Consider the following 16,583-nt stretch of genomic DNA (forward strand, 5'->3'; position numbering starts at 1 on the left):
TCATCATGGGCCGCCAGGATATTAACCGCTCCGGCGAGATGGAAGTCTTCGTCAGCGTCGTCGAGCGCGGCGGCTTCTCCGCGGCCGCCACGGTGCGGTGCATGACGCCGTCCGCCGTCAGCAAGCTCGTCGCCCGGTTGGAGGCGCGTCTCGGCGTTCGCCTCGTCAACCGCTCCACCCGCAGACTCCAACTGACACCGGAGGGCTGCGCCTTCTACGAGCGCAGCATCGCCATCCTTGCCGATATCGCCGAGGCCGAACGCCAGGCCTCATCCGGCGAGGACGCGGCAGGCCGCATCCGCATCAACACCAGCGGCTCCTTCGGCAATCATGTGCTGGCGCCGCTCGTGCCTGCCTTCATGGCGCTTCATCCCTCTGTGACGCTGGATATTGCCCACACCGACAAGGTGATCGACCTGATGGAGGAGCGCGCCGACGTCGCGATCCGCGCCGGGCCGTTGAAGAGTTCCAGCCTGATCGCCCGCAAACTCGGCGCCACCGGCAAGATCATCGTCGCCTCACCTGATTACCTCGGCCGTCATGGCGAACCGCGCACGGTCGCCGATCTCCGTCACCATTGCCGCATCGGCTTTTCCTATGCCCGCGCCATCGAGGGCTGGCCGATGCGGGAAAGCGGCGAGACGGTGACGATCCCGATCACTCCGGGCATTCAGGTCGCAGACGGCGAAGCCATGCGGCATCTCGCTCTGTCGGGCGCCGGCCTTGCCCGACTGGCCGCCTTCACCGTGCGCGCCGATATCGAGGCCGGTCGCCTGGTGCCGGTGCTCGAAGAGGCGAATCCCGGTGATCTGGAGGAGTTCTACGCCGTCTATATCGGCCAGGGCGGACCACTGCCGGCGCGCGTCCGCGCCTTGCTCGATTTTCTCGCCGGCCATGTGCGGCTCTGAGGCATCGAACAACGTCCTTATGAAAACAGCGACTTAAGCCGGCCACTTGAATCAAACTCGCACCTGAGATGGCCGACAAGCCCGATTTCGCAATTGACCGCGCTCACGGTCCCCGCCTATACCGAAGCCGCCGACCGGCCTTGCAGCCGGCCTCTCTTCGTCGTGCCGGAGCTTCTTCGACCTTCAGCCTCCGGGCTTGGCACCGGCCAGGAAAGACATGGGGAATCATGCCGATCAGCCACGCACGCCGCCTCCTGCGTGATGCCGGCCTGCCCAAATGGGCGCTGCTGCTCTCGCTCTCGACCGCCTTCACCGTCTTCCTCGAACTCTTTGCCTTGCCCGCCTCGCTGCTGATCGGACCGATGGTGGCCGCCATCGCGCTGGCGCTGACCGTCGGCAAGGGAAGGCTCCGCGTGCCGCTCTGGCCGCTGCAACTCGGTCAGGTCCTCGTCGGCCTGATGATGGCCCGCACCATCACCCCTGACATTCTCGGCACCATGGTCAAGGATGCGCCGCTCTTCCTGCTGTTCATCTTCTCCGTCATCGCCATCGCCACCGGCCTCGGTTGGCTCCTGACGCGCTGGCAGGTCCTGCCCGGAACGACCGCTGTCTGGGGCTCCTCGCCGGGCGGCGCCTCGGCGATGGTCATCATGTCGGAAGCCTATGGCGCCGATGCCCGGCTCGTCGCCTTCATGCAGTATCTGCGTGTCGTCTTCGTCGCCGTTGGCGCCTCGGTGATTTCACGCCTGTGGGTGGCAGCCGACGGCGCCGAGCCGCCGCCGCTCATCCTCTTTCCCGAAGTCGACTGGCCTGCCCTTGCAGCGACGATGGCCTTCGCCGCCCTCTGTGCCTACAGCGTGCGGCGCCTGCGCATCCAGGGCGGGATGATCATCGTGCCGCTCTTTCTCGGCGCCTTCCTGCAAGGCGTCGGCCTCTTGAGGATCGAGCTGCCAATGTGGCTGCTCGCCATCGCCTATGCGCTCGTCGGCTGGAGCATCGGCCTGCGCTTCACCCGCTCGATCCTCTCGCATGTGGCGCGCGCCCTGCCGCGAGTGTCGGCTTGCATCGTGCTGCTGATGGCGCTTTGCGGCTGCATGGCAGCCGCCCTTCATGTCTTCGCCGGTATCGACCCGCTGACCGCCTATCTCGCCACCAGCCCCGGCGGCGCCGATTCCGTCGCCATCATCGCCGCCTCCAGCGATGTCGACGTGCCCTTCGTGATGGCGATGCAAACCGGCCGTTTCCTTGTCATTCTGCTCATCGGCCCGATGCTCGCCCGTTTCATCGCCCGCCGCTCCGGTCTTGCGGAAGGTCCCGTTTGAAGTGGCCTCAACACATAAACCTGTGCCTAGCTGCCGGGATTGCGCGCCAGCGCCGCCCACTGCCCGGGCGTTATGCCGTAGGCCTTCTTGAAGTGGCGGTTGAGATGGCTCTGGTCGGCAAAGCCGGTCGCCGCCGCCGTATCCGAAATGCCCTCACCCGCGCCGATCATGGCGCGGGCCTGCTGCAGCCGGCGCATCAGGAGGTAGCGATGCGGGCTCGTGGCGAATGCCGCCCGGAAGTGCCGCGACAGCGCAAAACGATCGAGCCCGGTGACCGCTTCCAGTTCGCCGGAATGAACCGGCCGCGTGGCATGCGCTTCAAGATAATCGCGCGCCGCCCGTGTCTGCCGCCAGGCGATCGCTCCGAGCGGTCGGCGCGGCAAGCGCGCGTGCCGCGACAAGCCGCCCGTCACCCGCGACACGAAATCATCGACGAAGAGCTCGTCCAGTTCGCGGTCGAGTTCGCCGAGCGCGGCAAGCAGCACGCCTGCCAGCGCCGGATCGCTGATGACCGGTTCATCGACGAACGGCAGGCCAAGGCCTTCCGCCTCCAGGCATTCGAGCAGCAGCGCCGGCTCCAGATAAAGCATACGGTATTGCAGCCCGTCCTCAGTTCCCGCCCCGCCGTCGTGTTCCTCGTCGGGGTGCAGCACGATCACCTGTCCCGGCAGGCTGAACCGCCGCTCTCCGCGATAACGAAAGGTCTGCACGCCTTTCACGGTGACGCCGAGTGCATAGGTGTCGTGGCGGTGCGGCTCGAAGGCATTGCCGGAGAATTGCGCGCCGATGCGCTCGATGCCGGGAAAGGCCGGCGCCGTCAGAATGCCGTTGCCGGATGGCCCGGTGCACAAACGTTCAAGACCTTCGAAGACCTGCGGATGTAGATCCTGGCTCAATGCCCTCGATACTCCTATTCCATGCAGAGGTGAAAGACTGTCTGATGTTTGATACCAAAATCGCCGTCGTCCTGCGAAACAATCTTGCCGCCTGGCAGAAGCTGAATGTCACCGCCTTCCTGATAACCGGCGTTGCCGGCGGGCATCCCGAGATCATCGGCGAGCCCTACCGCGACCGTGCCGGCAACATCTACAACCCCTTGTCGATCCAGCCGATCATCGTGCTTTCCGCCGACGAGGCGACGATGTCGACAATCCACCGCCGCGCGCTGGAACGGGATGTCACCGCCTCGCTCTTTATCGAGGAGATGTTCGCGACCGGTCACGACGCCGCCAATCGCGCCGTCTTCGCCGAATATGCGCCCGACGATGCCAAGGTCGTCGGCATCGCGCTGCGCGCCGAAAAGAAGATCGTTGATAAGGTCACCAAGGGCGCGACGATGCAACATTGAACACATGTCAGCGGGCCTGGACAAGATACGAACAACGCAATGACGTAAACACCTTGACGCTTTAACAGAAAAAGGCCGGGAGCGACCCGGCCTTTCGTATACTCTGTCGAAACAGGCTCAGCCCTGGGTGATCGGCGCGATCTGGATTTCGACGCGGCGGTTCTGGGCGCGGCCCGCCTCGCTTGCATTGGAGGCGACCGGCTGCGAGGGGCCAAAGCCGACGGCGGATACGCGGCGCTGGTCGATGCCCTGGCCGCCGAGATAATCGGCAACCGAAAGCGCACGGCGCTGCGACAGATCCTGATTGTGCTGCAGGCTGCCGGTCGAATCCGTATGGCCGTTGACGTCGATCAGCGTGCGGTTGAACTTGCGCAGCACGATCGCAACCGAATTCAGCGTCGGATAGAAGCCCGGCTTTACCGCATCCTGGTCGACGTCGAAGGTGATGTTCGACGGCATGTTGAGAATGATGTTGTCGCCGTTGCGGGTCACCGAAATGCCGGTACCTTCGAGCTGGGCACGAAGCTCTGCTTCCTGCTGGTCCATATAATTGCCGATCGCACCGCCGGCGAGAGCGCCGATGCCGGCGCCGATGAGCGCCGCATTGCGCTTGCCGTGCCCGCCGCCGCCGACAGCGACACCAACGAGAGCGCCGCCAAGCGCACCGAGCGCCGCGCCGCCCGCCGTATTGGAAACCTTCTGTTCACCGGTATAGGGATCGGTCGTCGTGCAGGCGCTGAGATAGCTTGCTGCGACAGCCAGAAGTATGAATTTCTTGATCATGGACAGGACGGTCTCCGTTCAAAGCTGATGCGAGCAAAAGGCAAGGATTACGGCAAGAAAATGAAGAGGTTCCCTTGATAGGGGAATTTCAGGCGCCGAAATAGCAGCCATGTTGCTTGAATGCGCGAATATCACCAGTTTTAGCAACTCGATCAGGCTGACGGGCAGCAGTCGCGACGATCAGCCCTCATGGTAAGGAAGCCCGGAGCGTCTCGAACCGCGAGGGCGGGTGGCTGGGTGATCTCACCTCTTAGAAATTCTGGAACAGCTGCCGCACCGTATCGTAGGTCGCGTTGGCGATGTTCAGCGACTGCAAGCCGAGCTGCTGCTGCGTCTGTAATGCCTTGAGCTTGCTGGCCTCCTCCTCCATGTCGGCATCGACCAGCCGGCCGATGCCAGCGGTGATGTTGTCGTGCAGTTTGGCGGCGAAGTCGTTTTGCAGCTCGATGCGTTTTTCCAGCGCGCCGAAGGCCGAGCCCACCGTCGTCAGCTGCGTCAGCGCCGCATCGACGACACTTATCATCTCGCCGATCTGCCCCTGCGTCGTCGCCGCTGATAGCGAAATGACGACCTGCCCGGCAGTGGTGCCGTTCTTGCTGGTCATCAGCACATAATTCTGCGAGGTCCCGAGCTCGCTGGCGAAATGAGCCGAGGTCAGTACGCCGTATTCGCCGGAGCCGGTCGCCCGGTCATCGATGAGATAGCGCGCATCCTTGGAGCTCGTGGCTCCAACCGGCGTATTGTCGATATGGTAGCTCAGCATGCCGACTGAAATCGTGCCGTCGGCATTGCGGATAAAGGAGGCCGGAATTTGCCGCGGTTGCGTCGGCGTGGCGTCGTTGTTGAGGACGACCCAGTTGTCGCTGTTGAAGGTCGCCGATTCGGAAACGCTACGCAGTTGCTCCTGCAGTTGCGTGAGTTCTTCGTTGATCTTCGTCTTGTCGACCCCGTCCTCGGTCGCAGCGACCAGCTTCGCCTTGATTTCTGACACGAGGTCGACGACGTTCTGGACGCCGGTATAGGCGGTGCCCATCGTCGCCGCCGCCATGCCGAGCGCATCCTGGACAGCCGAAATCGCCTTGTTGTCGGTCCGTGCTGTGGTGGCGATCGACCAGTTAACCGCATTGTCGGCCGCTTTTGCGACACGCATGCCCGTCGTGATGTGGTTCTGCGTGACGGTCATATTGCGGTTGATATCGCGCAGCACATGGAGCGCCGCGTCGACGGAGACGCGCTGATAAATACTCACGGGAACTAAACTCCAAAAACACAACAGAACGCAACTGAACCAGGAATGAACCGTCCGCGCGGACACTCATGTCCGGGGTCGCTGAATCCAGCGCGTTGCGGCCTTCGAGAAACGGAGAAGACCAGTTGGTTCCTGGTCACGATCATTGCCGCTTATGCTTAACAAACGGCTAATCTTCAGGCGAAATTTATCTTATTTGGCAAGGCTTGATATACCACAAGAAACCCCCTTGAATGGGAACCCGGCGGGGGGACTCAGTCTGATGCAAGCCTCATTCTGCGGCTTGCAGTTGCTCTTCATCTGGTGCGGCGCGAGGCCGGGTGGCGATCGCCATCTCCTCGTGCAGGCGCGCTTCTTCATGGGCGTGCGGCTTGGCAAAGCGAGCGAGCAGCAGATAGGCCACCGGAGTGATGAACAGCGTCACCAGCGTCGCGAAGCCGAGGCCGCCGACGATCACCCAGCCGAGCGCCACGCGCGCTTCCGCACCGGCGCCATGGGCAAAGACCAGCGGCACACCGCCAAGAATGGTGGCGATCATCGTCATCATGACGGGGCGCAGGCGTAGCGCGCAGGCTTTCTCGATCGACGCGCGCACATCCTCGCCCCGGTCGCGCAGCTGATTGGCGAATTCGACGATCAGAATGCCGTTCTTCGCCATGACGCCGACGAGGAGCACCAGGCCGATCTGGCTGTAGATGTTGAGGCTGGAGCCGGTGATAACCAGCGCGAAGACGGCGCAGGCAAGGCCGAGCGGCACCGTCGACATGATGATCAGCGACGACAGCACGCTTTCGAACTGCGCCGCCAGTACCAGGAAGATGATGACGATGGCGAAGCCGAAGGTCAGCGCCATGCCGTTCGAGTTCTCTTCCAGCGTCGCAGCTTCGGCAAGCGGCAGCAGGCGCGCGCCCGGCGGCAGCAGCGGCTCGGCCAGTTCGGTCACCTGCTTGACGGCATCGCCGAGCGACATGTTTCTCTTCAGCCCAGCGGTGATCGCCACGGAGGCGAGCTGCTGCTCGCGGTTGAGCTGTGGCGCGACCGAGCCCTCCTTCATCGTGGCGATGACTGACATTGGCACGATCTTGCCGTCGCCGGTCTTCAGGAACACGTTTTCGAGGTCGGTCGGATCGTCGATCGGCCGCGTCGTCGAGGTCAGAAGCACAGGATAGGATTCGCCGTCGACGAAAACGTCGACCACCGAGCGTCCTTCGAGCAGCGACTGGATCGCCGTCGAAAGCCCGGTGATGTCGATGCCGAGATCCGAGGCACGCTCGCGGTCGATCGCCACCGACACCTGCGCCTGGCTCGGTTCGTTGGTCAGGCGCGGCGTATCATATTGGCCGGTGGCTTCGAGCGCCTGCACCAGCTTGGCGGCAGCCGCCGTCAGCGCCGCATGATCATTGCCGACCAGCGCCATCTGCACGCCGCTGCCGGCGCCGCGGATACGCAGGCTATTGGAGGAGATCGCGTTGCCGCGCAGCGCCGGCACCTTCGCCGCCGCCTGGTTGATGTCGGCGACGATCTCGGCCTGAGTCCGGTGGCGTTCACCCCAGGGCGCAAGTGTCAGCACCATGAAACCGCTGTTCAGCGAGCCGCCCTGGCCGGAGATCGAGAAGACGTTGCGGATGTCGCCGCCGTCGACCAGCGGCTGCAGATATTCCTCGACGAGCTGCATCTTGTCGCGGGTATATTCGAGGCTCGATCCCTGCGGCGTCGTCAGCCGCATCATCACCATCGACCGGTCCTCTTCCGGCGTCAGCTCGCTCTTGACCGTGGAAAAGGCAATGACCGCTGCACCGGCAAAGATCACCGAGAACAGCATGATGACCACGGGCGCGTTCAGACAGCCATGCAGCGCCCATTTATAGAGACGGGCGAGCGCCCCGCCGAAGCGGCCGAGCGCACCGTGATCCTCAATCATCGGCCTCGTCAGCATGCGCGAAGCGAGCATCGGACACAGCGTCAGCGCCACGATCGACGACAGCCCGACCGAAAAGGCGAGCACGAAGCCGAATTCGCGGAACAGGCCGCCGACCTGACCCGGCAGGAAGGAGAGCGGAATGAACACCGCCGCCAGCGTCGCGGTCGTGGCGACGACGGCGAAGAACACCTCGCGCGTGCCGAGCACGGCCGCCGCCCGCGGCCCCATGCCCTCGGCCCGCCGGCGCACGATGTTTTCGAGCACTACGATCGCGTCGTCGACGACGAGGCCGGTTGCCAGCACGATGGCGAGCAGCGTCAGAATGTTGATCGAGAAGCCGACCATGTAGATCGCCGCCAGCGTCCCGATCAGCGCCACCGGCATGCTGACCGCCGGGATCAGCGTCGCCCGCCAATCGCGCAGGAAGAGATAGATGACGGCGGTGACGATGACGGCGGCAAGCACCAATGCCAGCACCACCTCATGGATCGCGCCCTGGATGAAGACAGCGTCGTCGCTGGTGATTGCGATCGTCGTTCCCTCGGGCAGCGTCTTCGACAATTGCTCGACGGCGGCCTTGATGCCGGTCGAGATGTTGAGCGTGTTCGACTGCGCCTGGCGGATGATGCCGAGGCCAATGCCGGGCTTGCCGTTGGAACGCAGCGTAGTATCCCCGTCGCGGGGCCCAAGCGTCACCGTTGCGACGTCGCCCAGCCGGACGCGGTCCTGCAGCATCACGTTTGAAAAATCGGCCGGCGTCTGCAGGTTGGCGGTGGCGCGCACGACGATATCCTGCGTCGTGCTCTTCAGCGAGCCGGCCGGCACATCGAGCGCGGCATTGTCGAGTGCCTTCGTCAGATCGCCGATCGTCAGTCCGCGGCTTGCCAGCGCGCCTTGGTCGACATCGACACGGAAAACCTTCTCCTGATCGCCATATTCCTCGACATCGGCCACGCCGTCGACGGAGGCCAATCGATCGATCACCTCGTTCTCGACGAGCTGCGTCAGGTCGTCCATGTTGAGCTTGGTGGAGGTGACGGCTAGGCGCATGATCGCCGAGGAGTCCGAATCCGCCTTGACAATCTGTGGCGCGTCCGCCTCGTCGGGAAGGTTCTGGGTGATGCGGCCGATCGCGTCGCGCACGTCGTTGGCGGCGACTGCGAGATCGATCGCATCGGAAAATTCGAGCGTCACCCGGCTCTGGCCGAAGGAAGAGGTCGACGAGATCGATTTCAGGCCGCTGACGCGGGCGACCGCGCCCTCGATCACCTTGGTCAGTTCCTGGTCGATCGTCTGCGGCGATGCGCCGTCGAAAGTGGTGCGCACGGTGACGACGGGACGATCGACATCCGGCAGCTCGCGGACCTCGACGCCGACATAGGCCGCAAGGCCGGCGACGACCATCAGCGTGTTGAACACCAGCGCCAGAATCGGCCGGCGAACGAAAAGCGCGGTGAAGCTCTGCTTGCCCGACGATCCGCCCTGATCAATCTCAGTCACGCTCATTGGGTCGCGACCTCCCCGTTCGCGGCGACATCGGCGGAAACACGCACCGCCCCGCCCTCACGTACCCGCTGCAGACCCTGCGTCACGATCTTGTCGCCATCCTTGAGGTCGGCCTTGACGAGAATGAAGTCGGGATTGCGCTGCACGATGCTGACCCGCACCTTATGTGACTTGTCATCGGCCACTTGCCAGACGAAGGAGCCTTGCGAATCCCACTGCACGGACTGCGGATCGACCGCCGGATATTTGTCGCCGGGGAATTTCATGCTGACGCTGAAGGACATGCCGGCGCGCAGCTCGTCCGACGAGTTGTCGATCCGGGCGCGCAGGCGCAGCGTGCGGCTCGCCGCATCGACGCGGTTGTCGACGGCCTCGATCACCCCCGAGAACACCTGCCCCGGCTTTGCGACCGACATCGCCTCGACCGGCTGGCCGACCGCAACCGTATTGGAGAAGCGCTCCGGCACCCAGAAATCGACGAGGATCTCCGAACGGTCGTCGAGGGTGACGATCGGCGTCGTCGTCGTGACGTTGTCGCCGATATTGACCGGCACGATGCCGACGATGCCGTCGATCGGCGCGATGATATTGCGCCGGGCGAGGTTGAGCTCGGCAGCCTGGAGCTGCAGGCGGGCACCCTGTTCGGCGATCTCGGAATCGAAGACGTCCATGCGCGACACGCTGGACTTGATGTTGTGATAGAGATTGGATTTTTCCACGGCGGCCCTAACCGCCACATCCGCCTGGCCGCGGGCGATCACCTGCTCCTCGCTGTCGAGCTTGGCGATCACCTGGCCGGCCTTCACCATGTCGCCCGACTTGATGAGAATCTCGCGAATAGTCCCGGATGCCTGCGGCGTCACCGCGACCGAACGGATCGCGTCACCCGTGCCGATGGCGTTCAGCCGATCGTTGACGACGCCCTGGACGACAGCCTCGGTCGCGACGAGAATCGCGTTATTGCGCCCGCCGCCACTACGGCGGTTCTGTCCCTGCCCTTGACCTTGCCCGCTCAGTTGCACCTCTGCACGGGCGGAAGCATCGGCATTGGCCGTCTCAGGAGTTTTGGGCGCGATCTTGGAAACGAGGTTCTCTGGAATGCCTGCATCGCGCATCATATCGCCGGCACCAGGCACAAAGAAAACCCATGCGGCAAAGCCGGCAATGATGACGATGAGCGAAAGTATGAACTGCTTCCAAAAGGCCATTCACGTCTCCGGAGGGACTCGAGGTTGGACCAGGGTCGGTCGAAAGAGGCGCTGCGGGATCGAAGTCCCCCCAGGGATCAAGAACCCCTGTTGATGCGACAATATCGCGCGTTTACAGCTTAACGGCAAGCATAAGCACCCGGCATTACCGATTTGTAATATCAGCAAAGAATGGAAATAACCCGAGCTCTCACTTTTGCTTGAACGACGCTCGCAAACGTCTTGACGAAGCCGCTTTCGAGGCAAAATTGCTCGGCAAACCAGGACCCGTAAATGTCTACCGACGCATTGACCACCGCAGACCCAGCACCGCCGCCAGGCCCAGCACCGGCCACAACGCCCAGAAGCGTCCTTCCCAGGTGAAGATGTTGATGCCGATGATGCCGAGTGCCACGATCGCCAGCGCCGCGAGCTTACGATCGAAGAGGGCCTGGCCACGGTTCCAGGCCAGCGCCGCCACGACGGCGAGCGCAAGGACGGGAAAGCGCGCCCAGAAAACGCCCTGCCACGACAAAAGATTGATACCGATCAGCACGGCGGCGATGACGCCGAGCACGGCAAACAGCCTTCGTCCGCCGGGTCCCGGCCTTGCCTCCTCCGTGACCGCGGGTGCGGGCGATGGCCGGGCAGCGGCAGATCGCTCGGCAGACGGCGCCTCGTTGCTTCCGTCGCCGATCCTCACCGCATAGCTTGGCACACCTTCCTCGACATTCTTGACCATCAGCGGCCCGAGAAACTCGAAACCGACCGCCACCTTGTTGCGAACCTGGTCGTAGACCGTACTCGATATGACGATGCCGCCCGGCGGGGCCGAAGCCTGTAACCGCGCGGCGATGTTGACGCCGTCACCATAGATGTCGTCGCCCTCTACGATCACATCCCCGAGATTGAGGCCGATACGGAAGAGCATGCGCCCGTCGTCCGGGCGGCGGGCGTTGAAGCCGGCAAGTTCGTTCTGTGTGTCGACGGCTGCACGCACGGCCTCGACCACGCTCGGGAACTCGGCGATCAGCCCATCGCCCCAAGTGTTGACGACACGGCCGCCATGGCTTTCGATCAGCCGGCCCATCGCCTCCCGGCAGCGCTTCAGCGTCGCAAGCGTCCCCTCCTCGTCGGCTCCCATCAGCCGCGTATAATCCTGCACGTCAGCACAAAAGATCGTCGTCAGCTTTCGCCGCGTTTCACCCATGGTCCCTCGTCTCCGCACCGTCCGATCCGGAAGCTTCGCTGCAGAGGCTGAATCCGTTTGAATAAGATCGATAAAGCGATCGCAGCGGCGGCAGATTACGAAGGCTTGGCCCTTGATGCCACCGATAATTGCGGATCAGCGCCCTTTCAGGAGCGAAAGATTCGGCGGCTTGCGCTCGCCCCGTCCTTGCCTCTTGAAGGCGCTGAAATACGCGCAAGTCCTTCTCACGCGTAACGAAGATCGCCGCGGTCGCGACTGCATCGGCGGCAAATCATTCCTGCCCAGGGATTACTGACCGATCTTGCGTGGGCTCGCCGTATGTTCCCTGGCGACGGTGCTCGAACCGTCGATTTCCTGGAGCAAGACGTCGTAGCCCCAGAGATCGGCGAGATGTTGCAGGACGAGCTTCGTGTCGTTTTCCTGAAGATAGCAGCCGTTCATGACGATATGCTGCAGCAGCAGCCGGCGATCGCCGGCGAGGTCGACATCGACGATGTCGATGACCGGATCGGTCCAGCCGATATCATATTCGCGGGAGAGCTGGCGGCGGATGCGCAGGTAGCCCCGCTCATTGTGGATCGCCGAAACCAGCACACCCTCGGCCTGTTCCGGATCGTCGTACAGGTGAAACAGGCGCAGCTGCCTGATGAGGTTCGGGCTCAGGAACTGGCTGATGAAACTCTCGTCGCGGTAATTGGACCAGACGTCGCGTAGGACTGCCATCGCATCGCCGCGGCCGGCGATATCGGGGAACCAAGCGCGGTCCTCCTCCGTTGGCTTGGTGACGATCCTCTCGATATCCTGCATCATCGCAAAACCAAGTGCATAGGGATTAAAACCCGAAAACCGCCGATCGTCGTAGCTCGGCTGGAAGACGACATTGGCGTGAGACCTCAGAAATTCGAGGAAGTTCCCATCACTGATCTGCCCCCGCTCGTGAAGCCGGTTCATAATCCGATAATGGACGAAGGTGGCGGTTCCTTCATTCATGACCTTAGTCTGCCGCTGCGGATGGAAATATTGCGCGACATGGCGGACGATGCGAAGAATCTCGCGCTGCCACGGCTGCAGCCGCGGCGCCGATTTTTCAAGAAAATATAATATGTTGTCCTGCGGGAGACCTAGCGCGGCACGGCGCTTGTCCAGGCCGACGTCACCCGCCTTCTTCGCCTTGCCGACGGGAACCGTGCGCCACAGATCGTTGAACATCTGCTCCTCGTGGGCGCGGCGCTCCTGCTGCCGCTTCTCCTCCTGGCGGAGGTCGATGGTGGTCTTGCCGGCATATCGATGCACGCCATGCGACATCAGTGCATGCGCCGCGTCGAGCGTTCTTTCGACGGCCGTCTCACCATAACGCTCTTCGCAGCGGGTGATATAACCCTTGGCGAAATCGAGGTAATCGAGAATTCCCTCGGCATCGGTCCAGAGCTTGAAGAGATAGTTGTTCTTGAAGAAGTGATTGTGGCCGAAGGCCGCATGGGCGATGACGAGCGTCTGCATCGTCGCCGTGTTTTCCTCCATCAGATAGGAGATGCAGGGAGAGCTGTTGATGACGATCTCGTAGGCCAGGTCGCGCATCCCGCGGCGGTAGAAGGTTTCGTGATGGGCGAAGTGTTTTCCGAAGGACCAATGGCGGTAAAAGAGCGGCATGCCGGTGGAGGAATAGGCATCCAGCATCTGCTCCGAGGTGATAACTTCAATCTGGTTCGGATAGACATCGAGGCCGAGTTCACCAAGCGCGATCTCCTCGCACGCATCGTGGATGCGCTGCAGCGTTGCAAAGTCCCAGTCGGCCCCCTCGAACAAGAGCCGCTCCCTTGGCCTCACCGTGGTGGTCATGGCGTCACCTTCGACTGTGCGTCACGTTTCTGGAAGAGATCGTGGAAAACAGGGAATATTTCGCTTCGCCGGCAGACTTTGCGCATTGAAAGCGGCAGCGGTTCGGAACGGATCCCGTCATAGAGCATCCAGAGAGGCGATCGCGATACTGAAGAGTCGCCTCCTTCCTCGCCGACTTCAATATACGCAAAATACTGGCACAGCGGCAAAATCTCGCGCAGCAACTGCCCGGTCAGGTTTCCGTCGGAATGGGAGTTGTCGCCGTCCGATGCCTGGGCGCCATAAATATTCCACTCGGCCGGATCGAACCGCGCCGCGATGATCCCGCGCATCGCCGCTAGCGCGCTGGAGACCAGCGTGCCGCCCGTTGCCGGGCCGTAGAAGAAGGTTTCCTCGTCGACTTCCTCCGCCCTGTCGGTATGGCGGATGAAGACGATTTCCACCTTCTTGTAACGCTTCGACAGGAAGAGGTAGAGCAGCAGGTAGAACCGCTTCGCAAGGTCCTTCATGTGCTCCGACATGGAGCCGGAGACGTCCATCAGGCAGAACATCACCGCTTTCGCCACAGGCTTCGGCTCGTTTTCGAAGCGGCGATACCGAACGTCGAGCGGATCGATATAGGGAATGCGCCGGCTTTTCTCCGTCAGCAATTTGAGCTTTGCCTCAAGCGCCAGACGGCTCTCGTCGTCTTCGCATTCCTCGATCTGCCGGTGCAGCGCTTCGATTTCTTCGCGGCGTGGGCGTCCCAGCGCGACGCGGCGCATCATCGCAAGTTTCGTCGTGCGGCCGACGGCGATGTTGGAGGGCGATCCCGAGACGGAATAGCCGGCTCGGAACGGAGTTTCCTCCTCGGTTTCGGCTAGCCGCCGCTTGGCAAGGTCGGGCAGTTCGAGATCGTCAAGGAACACATCGAGAAATTCCTCCCGCGTCAGCACGAAACGGAAGCCGTCCTCGCCATCGCCCTCGCCCGCATCCTTTGGTTTTCCACCCCTCCTGCCCGGCGGCCGCGGAATGATGTCGCCTTCGACGAAGGCCCGGTTTCCGGGCAGGATGTGATCGGCGATGCCGCCTTCACCCTTTCGAAAGCTTGGTTCGGCCATTCCATCGATCGGCAGGCTGATCTCCCCTCCGTCGAGCACGTCTCGAATGTTTCGGTTTTGCAGAGAGCGTTTGACCGCCTGCTGCACGGCTCCCTTCATGCGTCGAAGGAAACGCTGACGATTTTCCAGACTTTTACCGCGCGGATTTAGCCGCCGGTCGACAATGTGCATAATGGCTCCGCATTAACTTGCCTGTTTGACGCGCATGTACCACTCGACAAGGCGCCGAACCTGCCGCTCGGTGTAACCTCGCGCGGCCATGCGCGAGACGAATTCGCTGTGCTTCTTTTCGGTTTCCGAATCCTTCTTCGATCCGAAGGAAATGACCGGCAAAAGATCTTCCACCTGCGAGAACATACGCTTCTCGATGACTTCCCGGATCTTCTCGTAGCTCGTCCATGACGGATTTTTTCCGCCGTTGGCTGCCCGCGATCTCAGTGAGAACTTGACGATTTCGTTGCGGAAATCCTTCGGATTGGCGATTCCCGCCGGCTTTTCGATTTTCGTCAACTCCTGATTGAGGAGCTCGCGGTCGAGAAGCTGGCCGGTATCGGGATCCTTGAAGTCCACATCTTCAATCCAGGCATCGGCATAATCTACGTAGCGGTCGAACAAATTCTGTCCGTAGTCCGCATAGGATTCAAGATAGGCCTTCTGGATCTCATTGCCAATGAACTCTGCGTAGCGCGGTGCAAGATCAGCCTTGATGAATTCCAGATAGCGCTTCTCGACATCGTCGGGAAATTGCTCGCGACGGATCGCCTGTTCCAGCACATACATCAGATGGACGGGATCGGCGCCGATATCCGTGGTATCGTGATTGAAGGTGGAGGCGAGCACTTTGAAGGCGAAGCGGGTCGAGATCCCGTCCATGCCTTCGTCGATACCGGCAGCATCGCGGTATTCCTGGACGCTGCGGGCGCGCGGATCGCTTTCCTTCAGGCTTTCGCCGTCATAGGTGCGCATCTTCGAGAAGAAGGTCGAGTTCTCATGCTTGCGCAGGCGGGAAAGAACGGAAAAACGAGCCAGCATTTCAAGCGTTGCCGGGGCGCATGGCGCATCCGCCAATTCCGATCCCTCGATCAGCTTTTCGTAGATCTTCTGTTCTTCCGTCACCCGCAGGCAATAGGGCACCTTGATGACGCAGATACGGTCGATAAAGGCCTCATTGTTCTTGTTGGCCTTGAAGGTTTGCCACTCCGCCTCGTTCGAATGCGCAAGGACGATGCCGGAGAAGGGTATGGCACCGATATTTTCGGAGCCGATATAGTTGCCTTCCTGCGTCGCCGTCAGCAGCGGATGCAGCATCTTGATCGGCGCCTTGAACATCTCGACGAATTCGAGAATGCCTTGGTTGGCGCGGTTGAGCCCGCCCGAATAGCTGTAGGCATCGGGATCGTTCTGGGAGTAGGTTTCTAGCTTGCGTATGTCGACCTTGCCGACCAGCGACGAGATATCCTGATTGTTCTCGTCTCCAGGTTCGGTCTTGGCAATTGCGATCTGGCGCAGCCGCGAAGGTTGTATCCTGACGACGCGGAATTGGGAAATGTCGCCGCCGAAGTCGTCAAGCCGCTTCAGGCACCATGGGCTCATCAGCCCGTTCAGGCGCCGCAGCGGAATGCCGTACTGCTCCTGGAGGAGCGAGCCCATTGTCTCAGGATCGAAGAGGTTGAGCGGGCTTTCGAACACAGGACTGATCTCGTCACCCGCTTTCAGCACGTAGATCGGATGAACTTCCATCAACTGCTTCAGCCGCTCTGCGAGCGACGACTTGCCGCCGCCGACCGGGCCGAGCAGATAGAGAATTTGCTTGCGCTCCTCAAGCCCCTGCGCCGCGTGCCGGAAGAAGGAAACAATGCGTTCGATGGTCTCTTCCATGCCGTGAAAGCCGGCAAAAGCTGGGTAGACCCGTATGGTCCGGTTCATGAAGATTCTGCCGAGGCGCGCATCCCTGGCCGTGTCGACCATTTGCGGCTCGCCGATCGCAGCGAGCAAGCGCTCCGTCGCATTGGCATAGGCGATGGGTTCTTTTTTACAGAGGTCGAGATATTCCGAAACCGACATGTCGGCCTCGCGTCGCGCTTCATAACTGCGCGTGAACGCATCGAATACGGATTCACTCAGCATGGGACCTCCATTAAGGTTATGCCGCAGGCTCTAAGCCGTATAACCATCGAGATGGCCACGGCGTTCCTAAGAATCAATAGTTT

The 16,583-nt window shown here is 61.8% G+C and carries 12 protein-coding genes; 3 read left to right on the forward strand and 9 right to left on the reverse strand.

Annotated elements, in window-relative coordinates; genetic code table 11:
- Positions 1–5: 5 nt before the first annotated feature.
- Together GGI60_RS02865 and GGI60_RS02870 are read left to right on the forward strand one after the other, a co-directional pair.
- Positions 6–908 (forward strand): LysR family transcriptional regulator, encoded by a 903-nt coding sequence (locus tag GGI60_RS02865; protein ID WP_183912765.1) that lies wholly within the window; start codon positions 6–8, stop codon positions 906–908.
- Positions 909–1,135: 227 nt separating this feature from the next.
- On the forward strand, positions 1,136–2,230 hold the full coding sequence (locus tag GGI60_RS02870) for an AbrB family transcriptional regulator (protein ID WP_183912763.1): 1,095 nt from the start codon (positions 1,136–1,138) through the stop codon (positions 2,228–2,230).
- A 26-nt stretch (positions 2,231–2,256) separates the two neighbouring features.
- Here the strand turns inward: GGI60_RS02870 and GGI60_RS02875 are convergent, their stop codons facing one another.
- Positions 2,257–3,126 (reverse strand): AraC family transcriptional regulator, encoded by an 870-nt coding sequence (locus GGI60_RS02875; RefSeq protein ID WP_183912761.1) that lies wholly within the window; start codon positions 3,124–3,126, stop codon positions 2,257–2,259.
- A 44-nt stretch (positions 3,127–3,170) separates the two neighbouring features.
- Between GGI60_RS02875 and GGI60_RS02880 the strand changes: the two genes are divergently transcribed.
- Complete coding sequence (locus GGI60_RS02880; RefSeq protein ID WP_183912759.1) at positions 3,171–3,578, forward strand: DUF2000 family protein; 408 nt, start codon at positions 3,171–3,173, stop codon at positions 3,576–3,578.
- 117 nt (positions 3,579–3,695) lie between these two features.
- On the opposite strand, the gene GGI60_RS02885 is transcribed toward GGI60_RS02880, so the two are convergent.
- The 8 genes from GGI60_RS02885 to GGI60_RS02920 form a co-directional block, all read right to left on the reverse strand.
- The gene (locus GGI60_RS02885) at positions 3,696–4,361 is read right to left on the reverse strand and encodes an OmpA family protein (protein ID WP_004673336.1); all 666 of its coding nucleotides are present in this window, start codon (positions 4,359–4,361) and stop codon (positions 3,696–3,698) included.
- 250 nt (positions 4,362–4,611) lie between these two features.
- Positions 4,612–5,610: a flagellin gene (locus tag GGI60_RS02890; protein ID WP_183912757.1), complete on the reverse strand. Its 999-nt coding sequence runs from the start codon at positions 5,608–5,610 to the stop codon at positions 4,612–4,614.
- Positions 5,611–5,881: 271 nt separating this feature from the next.
- Positions 5,882–9,037, reverse strand: a complete 3,156-nt coding sequence (locus GGI60_RS02895) for an efflux RND transporter permease subunit (RefSeq protein WP_183912755.1) — start codon at positions 9,035–9,037, stop codon at positions 5,882–5,884.
- Positions 9,034–10,245, reverse strand: coding sequence for an efflux RND transporter periplasmic adaptor subunit (locus tag GGI60_RS02900; protein WP_183912753.1), 1,212 nt, complete (start codon positions 10,243–10,245; stop codon positions 9,034–9,036). Before GGI60_RS02900 ends, GGI60_RS02895 begins: the two co-directional genes overlap by 4 nt.
- A 277-nt stretch (positions 10,246–10,522) precedes the next feature.
- Positions 10,523–11,434 (reverse strand): adenylate/guanylate cyclase domain-containing protein, encoded by a 912-nt coding sequence (locus tag GGI60_RS02905; RefSeq protein ID WP_183912751.1) that lies wholly within the window; start codon positions 11,432–11,434, stop codon positions 10,523–10,525.
- A gap of 288 nt (positions 11,435–11,722) precedes the next feature.
- Complete coding sequence (locus GGI60_RS02910; RefSeq protein ID WP_183912749.1) at positions 11,723–13,273, reverse strand: SpoVR family protein; 1,551 nt, start codon at positions 13,271–13,273, stop codon at positions 11,723–11,725.
- Entirely contained in the window at positions 13,270–14,544 is a 1,275-nt protein-coding gene (locus GGI60_RS02915) for a YeaH/YhbH family protein (RefSeq protein ID WP_183912747.1), read from the reverse strand. The genes GGI60_RS02910 and GGI60_RS02915 overlap by 4 nt, the downstream gene beginning before the upstream one ends.
- Before the next feature lie 12 nt (positions 14,545–14,556).
- Positions 14,557–16,500: a PrkA family serine protein kinase gene (locus GGI60_RS02920; protein WP_183912745.1), complete on the reverse strand. Its 1,944-nt coding sequence runs from the start codon at positions 16,498–16,500 to the stop codon at positions 14,557–14,559.
- Positions 16,501–16,583: the final 83 nt, after the last annotated feature.

It is taken from the genome of Rhizobium lentis, from assembly GCF_014200175.1.
Taxonomy (GTDB): domain Bacteria; phylum Pseudomonadota; class Alphaproteobacteria; order Rhizobiales; family Rhizobiaceae; genus Rhizobium; species Rhizobium mulingense.